General features: G+C 69.1%; 16 protein-coding genes. 8 read left to right on the plus strand and 8 right to left on the minus strand.

Annotation, left to right across the window (positions count from 1 at the left end; all coding sequences use genetic code 11):
- Window positions 1–15: 15 nt before the first annotated feature.
- The 4 genes from DDZ18_RS13315 (at window position 16) to DDZ18_RS13330 (ending at window position 4,988) form a co-directional block, all read left to right on the plus strand.
- Entirely contained in the window at window positions 16–1,032 is a 1,017-nt protein-coding gene (locus tag DDZ18_RS13315; protein WP_109253898.1) for an agmatine deiminase family protein, read from the plus strand.
- Window positions 1,029–2,381, plus strand: a complete 1,353-nt coding sequence (locus tag DDZ18_RS13320) for a serine hydrolase domain-containing protein (protein ID WP_146190680.1) — start codon at window positions 1,029–1,031, stop codon at window positions 2,379–2,381. The genes DDZ18_RS13315 and DDZ18_RS13320 overlap by 4 nt, the downstream gene beginning before the upstream one ends.
- Window positions 2,382–2,399: 18 nt before the next feature.
- Entirely contained in the window at window positions 2,400–3,233 is an 834-nt protein-coding gene (gene aguB, locus DDZ18_RS13325) for an N-carbamoylputrescine amidase (protein WP_109253899.1), read from the plus strand.
- Between the two features lie 207 nt (window positions 3,234–3,440).
- Entirely contained in the window at window positions 3,441–4,988 is a 1,548-nt protein-coding gene (locus DDZ18_RS13330) for a bifunctional GNAT family N-acetyltransferase/carbon-nitrogen hydrolase family protein (RefSeq protein WP_109253900.1), read from the plus strand.
- Window positions 4,989–4,995: 7 nt separating this feature from the next.
- Here DDZ18_RS13330 and DDZ18_RS13335 read toward each other — a convergent pair whose 3' ends face one another.
- Window positions 4,996–5,766 carry a hypothetical protein gene (locus tag DDZ18_RS13335; RefSeq protein ID WP_109253901.1) on the minus strand — a complete coding sequence of 257 codons (771 nt, stop codon included), beginning with the start codon at window positions 5,764–5,766 and terminating at the stop codon, window positions 4,996–4,998.
- 123 nt (window positions 5,767–5,889) lie between these two features.
- Here DDZ18_RS13335 and DDZ18_RS13340 point away from each other — a divergent pair, with 123 nt between their 5' ends.
- A complete protein-coding gene (locus DDZ18_RS13340) occupies window positions 5,890–6,594 on the plus strand; it encodes a hypothetical protein (protein WP_109253902.1) in 705 nt (234 codons plus the stop codon).
- A 24-nt stretch (window positions 6,595–6,618) separates the two neighbouring features.
- Here the strand turns inward: DDZ18_RS13340 and DDZ18_RS13345 are convergent, their stop codons facing one another.
- The 3 genes from DDZ18_RS13345 to DDZ18_RS13355 all read right to left on the minus strand — a co-directional run bounded on the left by DDZ18_RS13345 (window position 6,619) and on the right by DDZ18_RS13355 (window position 7,593).
- Window positions 6,619–6,798: a hypothetical protein gene (locus tag DDZ18_RS13345; RefSeq protein ID WP_109253903.1), complete on the minus strand. Its 180-nt coding sequence runs from the start codon at window positions 6,796–6,798 to the stop codon at window positions 6,619–6,621.
- 133 nt (window positions 6,799–6,931) lie between these two features.
- Window positions 6,932–7,132: a CsbD family protein gene (locus DDZ18_RS13350; protein WP_109253904.1), complete on the minus strand. Its 201-nt coding sequence runs from the start codon at window positions 7,130–7,132 to the stop codon at window positions 6,932–6,934.
- Between the two features lie 263 nt (window positions 7,133–7,395).
- A complete protein-coding gene (locus DDZ18_RS13355; protein ID WP_109253905.1) occupies window positions 7,396–7,593 on the minus strand; it encodes a PqqD family peptide modification chaperone in 198 nt (65 codons plus the stop codon).
- Between the two features lie 111 nt (window positions 7,594–7,704).
- Between DDZ18_RS13355 and DDZ18_RS14005 the strand changes: the two genes are divergently transcribed.
- Entirely contained in the window at window positions 7,705–7,878 is a 174-nt protein-coding gene (locus DDZ18_RS14005) for a hypothetical protein (RefSeq protein ID WP_199241159.1), read from the plus strand.
- Here DDZ18_RS14005 and DDZ18_RS13360 read toward each other — a convergent pair.
- The 4 genes from DDZ18_RS13360 to DDZ18_RS13375 all read right to left on the minus strand — a co-directional run bounded on the left by DDZ18_RS13360 (window position 7,875) and on the right by DDZ18_RS13375 (window position 11,756).
- A complete protein-coding gene (locus DDZ18_RS13360) occupies window positions 7,875–8,525 on the minus strand; it encodes a MarC family protein (protein ID WP_109253906.1) in 651 nt (216 codons plus the stop codon). The genes DDZ18_RS14005 and DDZ18_RS13360 overlap by 4 nt on opposite strands.
- Before the next feature lie 112 nt (window positions 8,526–8,637).
- Window positions 8,638–9,201, minus strand: coding sequence for a 2-hydroxychromene-2-carboxylate isomerase (locus tag DDZ18_RS13365; protein WP_233245853.1), 564 nt, complete (start codon window positions 9,199–9,201; stop codon window positions 8,638–8,640).
- 270 nt (window positions 9,202–9,471) lie between these two features.
- On the minus strand, window positions 9,472–10,521 hold the full coding sequence (locus DDZ18_RS13370; RefSeq protein WP_109253908.1) for a 1,9-bis(guanidino)-5-aza-nonane synthase: 1,050 nt from the start codon (window positions 10,519–10,521) through the stop codon (window positions 9,472–9,474).
- Window positions 10,518–11,756 (minus strand): type III PLP-dependent enzyme, encoded by a 1,239-nt coding sequence (locus tag DDZ18_RS13375; RefSeq protein WP_109253909.1) that lies wholly within the window; start codon window positions 11,754–11,756, stop codon window positions 10,518–10,520. Before DDZ18_RS13375 ends, DDZ18_RS13370 begins: the two co-directional genes overlap by 4 nt.
- Before the next feature lie 354 nt (window positions 11,757–12,110).
- Between DDZ18_RS13375 and DDZ18_RS13380 the strand changes: the two genes are divergently transcribed.
- Together DDZ18_RS13380 and DDZ18_RS13385 are read left to right on the plus strand one after the other, a co-directional pair.
- Window positions 12,111–13,262 carry an OprO/OprP family phosphate-selective porin gene (locus tag DDZ18_RS13380; RefSeq protein ID WP_109253910.1) on the plus strand — a complete coding sequence of 384 codons (1,152 nt, stop codon included), beginning with the start codon at window positions 12,111–12,113 and terminating at the stop codon, window positions 13,260–13,262.
- A gap of 95 nt (window positions 13,263–13,357) precedes the next feature.
- Window positions 13,358–14,590 (plus strand): substrate-binding domain-containing protein, encoded by a 1,233-nt coding sequence (locus DDZ18_RS13385; RefSeq protein ID WP_233245848.1) that lies wholly within the window; start codon window positions 13,358–13,360, stop codon window positions 14,588–14,590.
- Window positions 14,591–14,606: the final 16 nt, after the last annotated feature.

Genomic DNA, 14,606 nt, shown 5'->3' on the forward strand with positions numbered 1-14,606 from the left:
CTAGAGCGCCGCGCCATGAGGCTGACCATTCCCCATGAAACCGCGCGCCAGGCGGCGATCCACACCTGCTGGCCGGCCGACGCGGCGCTCTGGGAGGCCGATCTCGGGCCCGCCGAGGCGGAGTTCGCGCGCTTCCTGGGACCGCTCGCCGAGCCCGGTTCCGACGGCCGCCGGCCGGATCTCGTCGTCTACGCCGCCACGGCGCGCGCGGAGGCGAACGCCCGCAAGGCGCTGGGCGGCCGGGCGACGGTCGTGCGCGCGGCGTACGGCGATGTCTGGGCGCGGGACACCGGCCCGGTCTTCGGGCTCGAGAACGGCCGGCTGACCGCGGTGCGTTTCCGCTTCAACGGCTGGGGCGGCAAGTACGAATTGCCGGGAGACCAGACGATCGGAGCGACCATCGCGGCGCGCGCCGGCGCGGAGATCCGCGAGGTCGATCTCACGGGCGAGGGCGGCGCGCTGGAGTTCGACGGCGACGGAACGGTGATCACCACGCGCCAGTGCCTCCTCAATTCGAACCGCAATCCGCGCCTCTCCGAGCCGCAGGTGGAGGCGCGGCTGATCGACGCGCTCGGCGTGAAGCAGGTGATCTGGCTCGACGAGGGGCTGGCCGGCGATCACACCGACGGCCATGTCGACAATCTCGCCCGCTTCGTCCGTCCCGGCGTCGTCGCCTGCCAGGCGCCGAGCGGCTCGGACGACCCCAATCGGAAGGTTCTCGACGCCGTGGCGCGCCAGCTGGGCAAGGCCCGAGACGCGCGCGGGCGCCGGCTGGAGGTGGTCCGGATTCCCTCCCCCGGCCGGGTCGAGGACGCAGACGGCGCGCCGGCGGCGGCCTCGCACATGAACTGGGTGATCGGGCCGCGCAGCGTCGTGTTGCCCGCATATAACGATCGCGCGAGGACTGCGGCGGCCGCGTTGACGCGGCTGTTCGGTTCGCGGAAAGTATTTGTAAGCCCCGCGCGCCGTATCCTGACCGGCGGCGGCGCGTTTCACTGCGTCACATGCAATCAGCCCGCGGGAGCCGGATGAGACGCTCGATCGTTCTCGGAATCATAGGCCTGTCGCTCGGCGCGACGGCCGTCGTCGAACCCTCCGGGGGCGGCGCGGTCGCCGACGAGGGCGCGGTCGAGACCGAGCCGGTGACGATCGCCGTCGCCGCGGCGTCCAACGCCGCCGCCGAGCTGGCCGCCCCGGACGTCGCCGCCGAGGTGCGCGCGAACCTGCCGAGCCCGGCCGAGGAAGCCTCGATCATCGCCAGCGTCGCCGCGCCCGAGACGGTCGGCGTCGAGCCGCTGATCCTGACCGCCCCGCCGCCCTATCTCGACGACGTGCGCGAACGCCTGGACCAGGCCGCGCGCAGCGGCCGCGTGGTCGGGCTGGCCGCCGCCGTGCTCGAAGCCGGCGAGCCGGTGCTCTACTACACCCATGGCGAGACCGCCGCCGGCTCCGGCGAGCCGGTCACGCGCGACACGGTGTTCCGCGCGGCTTCGCTGACCAAGACCTTCACGGGCTCGATGCTGGCGCTGCTGGAAGCCCAGGGCCGGGTCGATCTGAGCGAGTCCGTTCCGGCCGACGTCATCACGCTCAAGGCCGACCGCCAGCCGACCTGGCTCGAGCTGGTGAGCCATCAGACCGGCCTGCCGCCCAACGCCTACGACAACCTGATCGAGGCCGGGCGCAGCCCCGAGGAGGCGCGCCGGCGTCTGGCCGAGGTCGATCTCGTCTGCCCGATCGGCGAGTGCTACAGCTATCAGAACGTCGCCTTCGGCGCGGCCGAGCTCCTGATCGAGGAGACGACCGGGCTGGATTACGCCGAGGCCCTTCGGACCTACATGTTCGATCCGCTCGGCCTCGACGGCGCCAGCGTCGGCGCCGACGCGCTGCGCGCCTCGGAGAGCTGGGCGCGGCCCCATCGCGGCTGGCGGCGCAATGTCCGCCGCCGGGCCGGCTCGCCGGATTCCTACTATGACAACCTGCCCGCCGCGGCCGGGGTCAATCTCACGATCGACGATCTCGTCGCCTGGGCGCAGGCCCATCTCGACGAGGCCGCCGGCCTGCCCGAGACGGTGCGCGAGCGCGCCTTCGCCCCGCAGATCGAGACGCCGCGCGAGACTCGCGGGCTGGGCCGGCTGCGCGCCCGCGTCGACGACACCGCCTACGGCATGGGCTGGCGCATCTATCACTGGGGCGACCGCACCCTGATGATGCATTCGGGCTATCTGTCGGGCTACGGCGCGCAGGTCGTGCTCGAGCCGGCGACCGGCTTCGCCTTCGTCGCGCTGTGGAACGCCGACGCGCGCGAGCCCTGGCGGCTCTGGCCGACCGTGATGGACCTGCGCACCGGCGACGGTCCGGGCGACTGGCTCGACCGGCTTTGAGCCTTTAGAACCGCCTCCATGAACAAGCCTCTCAAGGTCGCGGCGCTGCAGGCGCCGTTCGGCGCCGACATGGCGTCCAATATCGAGACCGTGATCGACCTCGTCCGCGAGGCCGCCGATCGCGGCGCGCGCATCATCCTGCCGCCCGAGCTCTTCCAGGGGCCGTATTTCTGCAAGTCGCAGGACGAGGCCTGGTTCGAGACGGCCTGTCCCGCCGACGCCCATCCCTGCGTCACCGCGCTGCAGCCCGTCGCCGCCGAGCTGGGCGTGGCGATCCCGGTCTCGATCTTCGAGCGCGACGGGCCGCGCTACTACAACTCCGTCGTCATGCTCGACGCCGACGGCTCGGCCATGGGCGTCTACCGCAAGGCCCACATCCCCGACGGGCCGGGCTATCAGGAGAAGTTCTATTTCCGCCCCGGCGACACCGGCTTCAGGGTCTGGGACACGAAGCACGGCAAGGTCGGCGTCGGGATCTGCTGGGACCAGTGGTTCCCCGAGACGGCCCGCGCCATGACGCTGATGGGCGCCGAGGTGCTGTTCTATCCCACCGCCATCGGCTCGGAGCCCCACGACGCCGGCCTCGACACCGCGGCGCGCTGGCGCCGGGCGATGCAGGGCCACGCCGTGTCCAACGTCATCCCGATCGTGGCGGCCAACCGGGTCGGCGACGAAGACGGCCAGGTCTTCTACGGCACGAGCTTCATCTCGGACCACGCCGGCGAGATCGTCGCCGAGCTCGACCGCGCCGAGACCGGCGTGATCGCGGCCGAATTCGATCCCGCCTTCCTGGATCGCCATCGGGCGGCCTGGGGTTTCTTCCGGGACAGACGGCCGGAGTTTTATCTCTAGCCGACCGATCCCCGTCCTTCGAGACGGCCTGCGGCCTCCTCAGGATGAGGGATCGGATTCTCTGGCCACTCCGCCCTCATGCTGAGGAGCCGCCGGAGGCGGCGTCTCGAAGCACGAGGGCGGCTCCGACGGCCGCATCTTGCTGTTCCCGTCAGGATCGCCGCGTGCTTACCTCGATCCGCCGACCTGCAGTTTCAGGCTCTCCCCATGACCGAACGCCGCCGCTCCGCGAAGCTCTCCGTCCGCAACGCCACCGTCGACGACATCTCCGCCATCCTGGCGCTGCAGGACCGGGCCTATCCCGACATGCCCCCCGACTTGCCGGGCATGATCCGCGGCCAGATCCGCGCCTTCCCCGAAGGCCAGTTCGTCGTCGAGTACGAGGGCGAGGTCGTGGGCTGGTGCGCGACCTTCATCATCGACGAGGCGACCGCCTTCGCCCCGCACAGCTGGGCGGAGATCACCGGCGGGGGCTATGCGGCGCGCCATGACGAGGAGGGCGACTGGCTCTACGGCATGGAGGTCGCCGTCGATCCGAACCGGCGCCGGCTGAGGATCGGCCAGCGCCTCTATGACGCGCGCAAGGCGCTGTGCCAGGAATGGGGCTTGAAGGGCGTCGTCTTCGGCGGGCGCATCCCCGGCTTCCGCCGCAAGCGCAAGACCTATCCCACGCCGGAGACCTATCTCGCTGCGGTCCAGGACCGCGAGGTGCGCGATCCCGTCGCCAACTTCCAGCTCCGCATGGGCTTCGAGCCGGCGGGGATCCTCAGGAACTACTACCCGGAAGACGTCGACAGCGCCGGCCACGCCGCGCTGATGGTCTGGCGCAATCCGAAATATGTCGAGACCGCCAGGCACGGCCGCAGGCCCGATCCGCAGACGGTGCGCGTCGCGGCGGTGCAGTTCCAGGCCCGCGCCGTCGACACGATCGCCGAGTTCGAGCGCAACGTGGAATACTTCATCGATGTGTGCTCGGACTATCGCGCCGATTTCTGCGTCTTCCCGGAGATGTTCACCGTCGCGCTCCTGTCGCTGGAGAAGAAGAAGCTCACCCCGCAGGAGTCGATCGAGGCGCTGACCCGCCACACGCCGCGCTTCATGGAGTTCATGAGCCAGGCCGCGGTGCGCTACAACATCAACATCGTCGGCGGCTCGCACCCCACCAAGACCGATGACGGCGACATCCAGAACGTCGCCTACATCTTCCTGCGCGACGGCTCGATCCACGCCCAGGAGAAGATCCACCCCACGCCCAACGAGAAATACTGGTGGAACATCAAGGGCGGCGACTTCGTCCACGCCATCCCCACCGATTGCGGTCCGGTGGGCATTCTCATCTGCTACGACGTCGAATTTCCCGAGCTGTCGCGCCGGCTCGCCGACGAGGGCGCGCGCATCATCTTCTCGCCCTACGCCACCGACGACCGGACCGGGCATCTGCGCGTGCGCTATTGCGCCCACGGCCGGGCCATCGAGAACCAGGTCTTCGTCGTCACCGCGGGCAATGTCGGCAATCTGCCCGATGTCGAGAACATGGACGTCAATTACGCCGAGAGCGCGATCGTGACGCCGTGCGACTTCCCCTTCGCCCGCGACGGGCTGGCCGCCGTGGCCAGCGAGAACGTCGAGACCATCGCGGTCGCCGATCTGCGCCTCGACGATCTCGCCGAGGCGCGCCGGTCGGGCACGGTCAGAAACCTCCGCGACCGGCGCTTCGACCTCTACCGCATCGTGTGGAACGACCGCAGCAGCTGAGCCCGCGTCATTCCTCCCGGATGATGAAGCTGGTGAAGTCGGCGCCGCTGTTTCCGGTGCGCCGGTCGAAGGCGGTCACCGTGACGGTGTAGAGCCCGGGTTCGGACGCATCGATCTCGACGGCGTACTGGCTGCGCTCTCCGGCGTAGTCGAGTTCGTGCGTCGCCGTCACGGCGCCGTCGCGGCGCACCTCGGCGACGATGTCGAGCGCGTCGGCGTCCCACACGCCCTCCGGCGAGGTTCCGCAGCCGCACAGGAAGACGACGTTGGCGGCGATCTCCATCGTCTCCGGACCGCCGGAGACATACTGGTGGGCGGGCGGCGAAAGGATGTCGACGGCGAGGCCGGGAACCTCGACGATCCAGCCGAGATCGCCCTCGAGATGCCGGCCGGGCAGGATCCAGCGGACCTGCGAGGCCTCGGCGCCGGCCTGGCGCTGGCCGTTGGGGCCGGCGACGGTCGCGCGCACGCGCATCGGCCGCTCGATGTCGAGCGTCGCGGTGAAGCGCGCGGCGTCCTCGGTGACGATGTCGGCGTAGCGCTCCCGGGTCTCGGGCACGAGCAGGCCGGTGTCGCCGGTCCCGCCGCGGGTGACGCCGCTGGCGAGGACCTCGCCGGTGTCGGCGTTCTCCAGCACGACGGTCATGCCTCCCATGCCGTCGCCGATGAACTTCGCGTCGGCCGACCGGGCGAAGACCGACACGCGCGTCTCCTCCGCGTGCGCGCCGGCCGCGGTCAGCGTCAAGAGCGCGATGAAAGCGGAAAGCAGGGTTCTCATCCGAACCTCCCTTGCTGCCGCCCGGAAAAATAAGCCTCGGCGCGCCCGCGCAAAACGGGCGGATCGTCGCGGACTTCCCGCACAGGTTTTGCTATTCTCCCTTGGCTTGAAAGGGAGCTTGTCATGGAGCAACTCGCAATCATGCAGACGGGCGCCAACATCGCCTTCGCGCTCACCGCGATCGGCGTGATCGTCGCGGTGTTCTGCGTTCTGCTGGACTATCGCCAGAAGCAGGACAAGGAGCCCGGCGATCTCGTCTGCCTGGGCCGGGACCTGTTCAACGTGCTGGCCGCCGGCGGTACGCTCGCCGTCACGCTGCAGGTCATCGTCTGGGTCCAGGTCATCGAGCGCCGCACCGAGATCATCGAGGAGCGCGTCCTGCCGGTCGGGGAGGCGCGCGCCCCGGATTTCGGGGCGGTCACAGACGGGATCGAGGGCATTCAGGAGACGCTGGCGGCGGGCGAGGGTCGCGACGATGAACGTTTCGCCGAACTTGAGGAGCGCATCCGGGAGCTGGTCGAGCCGGCTCTGGCGGAGCCTGCGCCGGTCGATCCGGTCTCGCTGTCCGACCGGATCGCCGAGCTTCACGCCGATGGCCGGTTCGCGACCGAGCCGGAACCGATCAACACTGTCGACATCACCGCCGAGCTGTACCCGATCCTGGGACCGCTGAATTTCAACGAACCAATGCGACTTGAGTTCGCTCAGCTGGACCAATTGAGGGTCTTGTGCGCCGCGCTCAACCCGGATCTTGAACCCGCTGCGCGTGAGCGTCCGATCCTCAGGCGCGCAGGATACTATTGCATTGGATTTCTGAGGCCGGGCTGAGACGGAAGCCGCTTGCGCCGCGCCTCACTCCGCGCGCCGACCCGGCATCATCAGCGCCAGCAGGACCGCCGCGCCGAGCCCGGGCCAGGCCAGCGCGATCGCCTGGTCCACCATGCCGCTCATGAGGCTGACCGCCCCGGCGGTCAGGCCCAGGGCGGCGCAGCCGCCTGCGGCGGCGATCATCATGAAGCGCGGACGCGTCATGGCTCGCAGCCTTCCTTTCAAGAGCGGCCGCATTTTGGCGGAAAGCGGCTAAAATTCGGTTCACGCGGCCTGATGGCGGACGAAAAAGCGGCGCCTCCCGGCGCCGCCTCTCGTCACCGGGGTGGGACCGGCGTCACTGGTGTTGCTGGATCCAGTCGTTCACCTCGCGCTCGGCCTGGTCGTGCTTCTTGCCGTAGCGCTGCTCGATCTTGTTGGCGAGCTTGCGGGAGTCGCCCTGGATGTTCTTGATGTCGTCGTCGGTGAGCTTGTTCCAGTGCTGCTTCACCTCGCCGCTCATCTGGTTCCACTTGTTCTTGAGTTCCTGGGGTTGCATGGCAGCTACTCCTGCGTCGTCCCCGCTGAACACCCTGCTTCCATCGGAAGCGCGCGCATCATGCAGGCCCGGCGGCGTCCGGGGAATCCGGAAGACTACGGACGCTCGCGGCGAGCCCTGCATGCTGATCCGTTGCGGTCGGTGGATGGGGTCGCGATCCGCGTCCTTGTCATGGCCGGACTCGTTCCGGCCATCCAGTCATTGATCGGAGAGCCTGGATCGCCGGGACAAGCCCGGCGATGACAGGGTGATGAGCCGACGCCTCACAGTTTCTCGATGAAGTCGTTCACCTCGCGCTCGGCGTCGTCCTTCTCGACGCCGTAGCGCTCCTGCAGCCGGCCGACGAGCTTGTCGCGGTCGCCGGCGACGACGGCGAGATCGTCGTCGGTGAGCTTGCCCCAGCGGCGCTTCACCTCTCCTACGAACTGCGTCCACTTGCCCTTCAGCTCATCGGCGTGCATGCGCGTCCTCCATGTCCGGCTCACTGGAGGAACGCGGCGACCGCCAGCCCGTTCCCGAGAAACACCCGGCCCGGCCTGCTATCGTGCGGCGACGATCAAGGGGAGGCGCGCATGCGCGGCGACAGCGACATCAATATCCAGCAGCACAGCGGGCTCGGCCTGGCCTGGTTCGCCGGCTGGCTGTTCACCATCGGCTATCTCGGTCTGGGCGTCTGGAAGGGCGCGCTTGCGCTGATCGTCTGGCCGTACTTCCTGGGCGCGCATTTCGCCCCGCTCGTGACCTAAAGCAGCGCGCCGGCGATCCCGTCGAAGATGAACTGCGCGGCGAGCGCGGCCAGGATCACTCCGAGAATGCGCGTGATCATCGCCGCCAGCGTGTCGCCGAGCAGACGCATGATCGGCCCGGCGAGCAGGAACAGCACCAGGCAGAAGACGAGATTGCCCAGCATGCCGGCGAAGACCAGAAGCTGGTTGGCGAACGCGCCCTCGGCCGAACTCATGAACAGCATGATCGAGGCGATGGCGCCGGGGCCGGCCAGCATCGGGATCGCCATCGGGAAGACCGAGATGTCCTCCTCGGCGGGCGCGGCGCTCTCGTGCTCCTCGCCCCATTTCTCGGCGCGCTCCTCGCGGCGCTCGGTGCGCTTTTCGAAGATCATGTCCAGCGCCAGCATGAACAGCAGCACGCCGCCGGCCGCCCGGAAGGCGTCGAGGCTGACATGCAGCGCGCCCAGCAGCCATTCGCCGACATAGGCGAAGCCGAACAGGATGCCGGTGGCGATCGCCACGGACTTCACCGCCATCACCCGCTTGTGACGCCCGCTCGAGCCTTCGGTCAGGCTGGCGAAGATCGGCATGACGCCGATCGGATCGATCACGACGAAGAAGGTCACCAGCGAGGCGGTGAGCAGGGAGAAGTCGAACGCGTCCATGGGAGCCCCCCGGCCGGGTTGAGCGGAACGCTCGGCCCTTAACACCGGGCGCGGCGGATGGCGACCCCGCGCGCGATCAGACCGGAAATGCGTAATCGCCGGGCCGGCGGCCTCAGCTTTTCCCGCGCCGCTCGAGAAACAGATCGAAGCGGTCGTGGCCCCAGTAGGGCTCCGCCCCGTCGATCAGGAAGGGCACGCCGAACACGTCGTGTTTCTCGACCAGCGCGCGGGTTTCGGCGGCGGCGTCCGCGATGCGGTCGCTCTCGGCCTCGACCCGGTCGATCAGGCCGGACAGGCCGCAGGCATCCGCGCAGTCGCGCAGCACGTCGGGGTCGGCGATATCGCGGCCCTCGCCCCAGCGCGCGTCGGAGACCGCCAGCGCGAAGTCCATGGCCTGGCCTTCGGCCTTCGCGAGATAGAAGGCGCGGTTGGCGGGCTTGTAGTCGGTCTCGAACGGGTCGGGCAGGACCATCGGCAGCCGCATCAGCGCGGTCATGCGCGGGGCGTCGTGGGCGTAGTATTTCAGCTTGGGCGGGCTGTCGGTCGGGTTGAGGAAGGCCACGCCCTCGGGCGGCCCGGTGAAGGGGTGCAGGTCGCACTCGACCCCGGCGCGGGCGAGCTTGTGCAGGCCGAGCCGCGAGTACGGGCTGCGGAATCCGAAAAAGCAGACGGGCATGGTCACGGGGCGTCTCCTCGGGCGCATGAGGCGTGGGCTCGCGCTTTAGCACCCGGCGCGCCGGGTGGCGAGGGAGCCGCCAACGCTCGACAGCGCGCGCCGATTCCTCTCCCCCTGGAAGGGGGCGAGGTCAGGTGAGGGGGTCGGTTGCGGCGAGCGCTTCGCCCAACGCGGGGCGCGCCTTCAGGCGGGGCGCGGCGCGTTCTCCCCTCTCCCGGCCTCTCCCCTCAAGGAGGGGAGAGGGGGCGCGGCCATGCCGACAGCGCGCCCCTAATCCTCGAACATGTCGGCGAAGCGCCGGCGTGGGCGCGTCTTCCAGGCGCCGCGGTGGAAGACGTCGGAGACGATGACCGGCGCGACGGTGGTCGCCTCGGCGTAGACCATCTGCTCCAGCGCGACGTCGACCTTGCCCCAGGAGCAGGCCTCCTTGAGCGTCGAGGACGAGCACGCCCCGTCGCGCACGTCGGCGACGGTGATCTGGACGGCGTATCTGTGCATCTCGACGTCCTCGTGGCCGAGGATCTCGGCGCACACGACCGTGTCCTGGGCGAAATTCTTCGGCACGCCGCCGCCGACCATGAACAGGCCGGTGGTTCCCGCCTTGATCTTGATGTCGGTGAGCTCGCGGAAGTCGGCGACGCTGTCGATCGAGAGGTAGGCTTCGCCCGCCTTCATCCGGTCGACCTGGTGCTTGACCAGTCCGAAGCCCGCCGAGCAGTCGGAAAACGCCGGCACGAAGATCGGCACGCCGTGCTCGTAGCATTCCTGGATGAGCGAGCCGTCCTTCTTCGCCCCGCCCTCGGCGAGCCATTTCCCCATCGCCTTGATGAAGGCGCGCGAGGAGATCGGCTTCGCGGGCAGCGCATTGGCGATCTCGCCGATCGTGCGATCGCAGGCCTGCAGCTCGTCCTCGTCGATATAGGTGTCGTAGATGCGGTCGATATAGAGATCGCGCAGCTCGCGGTCGTCGGGGATCTCGCGGGCCTGGTAGTGCTTGAAGCCGAGCGCCTCGAAGAAGTCCATGTCGACGATGGACGCGCCGGTGGCGACGATCGCGTCGACCATGTTGTTGCGCACCATGTCCCGCCAGACATGCATGCATCCGCCCGCCGAGGTCGAGCCCGCCAGCGTCAGGATGACGGCGCAATCGGGATCCTCGACGGCGGCCTGCAGGATGCGCGCGGCCCGCGCGGCGTCGCGCGAGGTGAAGCTCATCTTCTCCCACGCGTCGATGATGGTCCGGCCGTCGAAGGCGGCGATGTCGATGTGCTCGACCGCGTGCGAAAGCAGCTCGGCCTTGCGGTTGGAGGGGGCGCTCATCCGCGTCTCCTGATCAGCTTGTGTCTGCGGCGGCGGGGCCGGAAGGCCACGACGCGGCCGGTCTCGGCCGGCGTCCGCGCCGCGGCGTCGTCATAAAGCGAGGTCCAGGGAAAGTCGGAGACGGTCACCGTCTCGACATCGCCGAACCCGTTGAACCGGGTCGCCATCGCCGTGCCGTAGGCGCCGAGCATGCCGAACTCGATGACGTCGCCTTCCTTGAGATCGGCCGGCAGCAGGTGGGCGCCCGGCATGGAATCGATGGAGTCGCAGGTCGGCCCGTAGAGCCGGAACTCGGCCAGCTCCGCGCCCGGCGCGCCCGAGGCGCGGTGGACCCGCATGGGGTAGCTCCAGCGCGCGTGGACGAGATCGAACAGGCAGCCGTATGCGCCGTCATTGAGATGCACCGCGTCGGCCTTCACCAGCTCGACGCGGGCGAGCACCGAGGCGGCCTCGGCGATCAGCGCCCGCCCGGGTTCGCACCACAGGTCGGCGTTCTCCAGCACCATCATCTCGTTGAAGGCGCTCTCGATCGCGTCGATGTAGTCGCGCAGGGGCGGCGGGGTCAGGCCGGGATAGACCGACGGGAAGCCGCCGCCGACATCGACGATGTCGACGGTCACGCCCGCCTTCGCGATCAGGCGCGAGCACTCCATCATCGCCGCGCGATAGGCGCTCGGCGTCATGCACTGGCTGCCGACATGGAAGCTCACGCCCAGCTCGGCGGCGTGGGCGCGCGCCGCGCGGATGAGGTCGGGCGCCTCGAACTCGGTCGCGCCGAACTTGCCCGCCAGCGGCAGGCTGGCGCCGTCGTTCGAGACCGCCAGCCGCACGATCAGGGTGAGATCGTCGGCGTGGCCCGTCTCCTCGAGGATTTTGGCGAGCTCGGCTTCGCAGTCGAGCGCGAAGATGCGCACGCCGTGATCATGGTAGGCGGTGCGGATCGCCTTCCGGCTCTTCACCGGATGCATGAACGCCATCACGGCGTCGGGGCAGCGCGCCGCAATCATCTCGATTTCCGGCGTCGAGGCCACGTCGAACCAGCGCACGCCGGCGGCGTAGAGGCCGTCGACGACCCACGACGACGGGTTCGCCTTCACCGCGTAGAGGACTTCGCCGGGAAAGTTTTCGAGGAACCAGTCGGCTGCGACCTTCAGCCGGTCCGGGCGCGCGCAGGCGACCGGGCCTTCGACAGGCCGATTGCGGACCAGGTCCAGGGGCGTATGGTCTTGAGACAACTCACGCGACCCCCTGCTTGCAGTTAACCCAATCCGGCATCGTCGCCTCCGCCGGGACGGGCGCGTGTAAGGCTTGCGAAGGACCATGTAAAGCGGAATTTCGCAGCCGGGTTTCGTCGGTAGGAAACGCGCCAGGCGCGCCTTCCGCTCCATCGCTTGCGCCGCCGCGCAGCGCATTGGAATCGATGGGCTATCCGGCGCGCATCGCGATACGGAGTCGCGGCGTCATGGGGCGGACATGGTAATGTCACAAATGTTTGGCGGGGCCGTCATCAAAGTGTCTTGGACGACGCCTATCCCGCCGCCGTCTAACGGCGACCCGGTTGCGGGTTCGCCCAGCAAGAGGACGGGGACATGAAATCGCTTCTGGTTGGCGCGGCGCTGACCGCAGTTCTTTCAGGCGGCGCGTTCGCGCAGGCGCCCGTCTTCAACGGCGCGCCGGAATGGGTGGATCCCGAAACGGGCAATTCCTTCAAGCTGCGCGGACGGCTGTTTCTCGACGCCGCCGCCGTGGAGGTCGATCTCGACGCGCGCGATGAGAGCTACACCGACACGGAGATCCGGACCGGACGCCTCGGCGTCGAGGGCGAATGGTACGGGTTCGGCTACAAGGCCGAGTGGGACTTCGCCGGCGACGAGGTGACCGCGAAGGACGTCTACATCTCCCGCGAGATCGGCGCGTTCGACGTGTGGATCGGCAACCAGAAGACTCCGAACTCGCTCGAGGAGCAGACGTCCTCGCGCTACACGACCTTCATGGAGCGCGGCCAGGCGACCGACGCCTTCCGCCTCGACCGCCGCATCGGCGTGACCGTCGGAACCGGCGGCGATCGCTATTCTTTCCGAGGGGGCGTGTTCGGCGGCGATGTGTCCGAAGACGCCGACGGCGCGAGCGAATCGCACGCGCTGGCGGCGCGCTTCACCGCCGCGCCGATCAACACCGACGCCGCCGTACTCCATCTCGGCGCCAGCACGCGCTACTATTCGCGCGAGGACACCGGGCCCGCCATCCGGATCCGCTCGCGTCCCAACGTCCATCTCGCCCAGCGCCTGGTCGCGGCCAGCACGGCGGCCGAGGAGTCGACGCTCTACGGGCTCGAGGCCGCCTGGATCTCCGGGCCGTTCCACGCCCACGCCGAGTACATGACCGAGGACGTCGATGGCGTCGCCGAGGATTTCGAAGGCTATTTCGTCAATCTCGGCTGGTTCATCACCGGCGAACAGCGCGCCTACCGCGCCTCGTCGGGGACGTTCCGGCGCACCTCGCCCAACGCTCCGCTCAGCATGCAGGGCCTCGGCGCCTGGGAAGTGGCCGGCCGCTACGACGTGCTCGATGCGGGAAGCGGCGGCGAGATGACGACCTACACGCTCGGGCTGAACTGGTACCCGGAGAGCCACGTGCGCTTCATGCTCAACGCCGTCGTCGCCGAGGTCGACGGGTCCGGCGCGGCGTTCGGCGAGGGCGACTTCGCGGCGTTTCAGGCCCGCGCCCAGATCGACTGGTGAGGCGGGCGGCTGTCACACGGCCGTCGCAAATATCGGATAGTGCCGCGAGCACGCGACGGGGCTCCCGCCCCGGACAGACAGGAAGGGACTGCGCCATGAAATCCTTGCTCAAGATGACCGCCGCCTGCGCGGCCTTCGCGCTGGCCGCCTGCGGCGATAGCGGCGAAGAGATCGAGCTGAGCGACGCGCCGACCTCCGGCGCCGGCGAGCAAGCCGCCGCGCCGTCCGAGGCCTCCGGTTCGACGGCCGCCGGGACGGGCGGCGCCCGCCAGGGCATCCGCATCGTCGGCTCCTCGACCGTCTTCCCCTTCACCACGGCGGTGGCCGAGAGCTTCGGCGCCAAGACCGATTTCCCGACCCCGGTCGTCGAGTCGACCGGCACCGGCGGCGGCATGGCGCTGTTCTGCTCGGGCGTCGGGCTCGAGTATCCGGACCTCACCGGCGCCTCGCGTCCGATGAAGGCCAGCGAGTACGCGCTCTGCCAGGAGAACGGCGTCACCGCGATCACCGAAATCATGATCGGCTTCGACGGCATCGTGATCGGCAATTCCGTCGAGGCGCCGGCGATGGATATCGACAAGGCCGAGCTGTGGCTGGCGCTCGCCGCGCAGGTGCCAACCCCGGTCGACGCCGACGGCCAGCCCCTGTTCGACGCCGAGGGCGCGCCGGTCGACGGCGCCAGCTTCGCCGACGTGGCGGGCTATTCCTGCGAGACCTTCATCGACAATCCGCACCAGCGCTGGTCGGACGTCGATCCGGACCTGTCGAACGCGCGCATCGAGGTGTTCGGCCCGCCGCCGACCTCGGGCACGCGCGACGCCTTCGTCGAGCTCGCCATGGAGCAGGGCGCCGAAGATATCCAATGCATCGCCGCACTCGCCGACAGCGACCCCGATATGTTCGACCGGGTCGCGGCGCGCCTGCGCGAGGACGGCGCCTGGGTCGATTCCGGCGAGAACGACAACGCCATCGTCCAGACGCTGGCCAACACCCCGTCGTCCTTCGGCGTGTTCGGCTATTCCTTCCTGGAGCAGAACGGCGACCGCATCCACGCCTCGACGATCAACGGCGTCGAGCCGACCTACGACAACATCGCCGAGGGCGTGTACCCGGTCTCGCGCTCGCTCTTCGTCTACGTGAAGAACCAGCATGTCGGCGTCGCGCCCGGCATCGAGGCCTTCATCGCCGAGCTGACGAGCGACGAAGCCTGGGGACCGTTCGGCTATCTCGCCGAACGCGGCCTGATCGCGCTGCCGGAGGCGCGCCGCGCCGAGGTGCGCGAGGCCGCGCGTTCGCTCGAGGCGATGGACGGCGTCAGCGAGGAATAGGGCCGCGACGAACCGG

The organism is Marinicauda salina (assembly GCF_003122085.1).
In the GTDB taxonomy this organism is placed as follows: domain Bacteria; phylum Pseudomonadota; class Alphaproteobacteria; order Caulobacterales; family Maricaulaceae; genus Maricicauda_A; species Maricicauda_A salina.

Coding starts and splice junctions, on each gene's coding strand:
- DDZ18_RS13345 (WP_109253903.1), bottom strand. CDS start 6,798: ATGACGCGTCCGCGCTTCATGATGATCGCCGCCGCAGGCGGCTGCGCC.
- DDZ18_RS13370 (WP_109253908.1), bottom strand. CDS start 10,521: ATGAGCGCCCCCTCCAACCGCAAGGCCGAGCTGCTTTCGCACGCGGTC.
- DDZ18_RS13360 (WP_109253906.1), bottom strand. CDS start 8,525: ATGGACGCGTTCGACTTCTCCCTGCTCACCGCCTCGCTGGTGACCTTC.
- DDZ18_RS13330 (WP_109253900.1), top strand. CDS start 3,441: ATGACCGAACGCCGCCGCTCCGCGAAGCTCTCCGTCCGCAACGCCACC.
- DDZ18_RS13365 (WP_233245853.1), bottom strand. CDS start 9,201: ATGCCCGTCTGCTTTTTCGGATTCCGCAGCCCGTACTCGCGGCTCGGC.
- DDZ18_RS13355 (WP_109253905.1), bottom strand. CDS start 7,593: ATGCACGCCGATGAGCTGAAGGGCAAGTGGACGCAGTTCGTAGGAGAG.
- DDZ18_RS13315 (WP_109253898.1), top strand. CDS start 16: ATGAGGCTGACCATTCCCCATGAAACCGCGCGCCAGGCGGCGATCCAC.
- DDZ18_RS14005 (WP_199241159.1), top strand. CDS start 7,705: ATGCGCGGCGACAGCGACATCAATATCCAGCAGCACAGCGGGCTCGGC.
- DDZ18_RS13385 (WP_233245848.1), top strand. CDS start 13,358: ATGAAATCCTTGCTCAAGATGACCGCCGCCTGCGCGGCCTTCGCGCTG.
- DDZ18_RS13335 (WP_109253901.1), bottom strand. CDS start 5,766: ATGAGAACCCTGCTTTCCGCTTTCATCGCGCTCTTGACGCTGACCGCG.
- aguB (WP_109253899.1), top strand. CDS start 2,400: ATGAACAAGCCTCTCAAGGTCGCGGCGCTGCAGGCGCCGTTCGGCGCC.
- DDZ18_RS13350 (WP_109253904.1), bottom strand. CDS start 7,132: ATGCAACCCCAGGAACTCAAGAACAAGTGGAACCAGATGAGCGGCGAG.
- DDZ18_RS13320 (WP_146190680.1), top strand. CDS start 1,029: ATGAGACGCTCGATCGTTCTCGGAATCATAGGCCTGTCGCTCGGCGCG.
- DDZ18_RS13380 (WP_109253910.1), top strand. CDS start 12,111: ATGAAATCGCTTCTGGTTGGCGCGGCGCTGACCGCAGTTCTTTCAGGC.
- DDZ18_RS13340 (WP_109253902.1), top strand. CDS start 5,890: ATGGAGCAACTCGCAATCATGCAGACGGGCGCCAACATCGCCTTCGCG.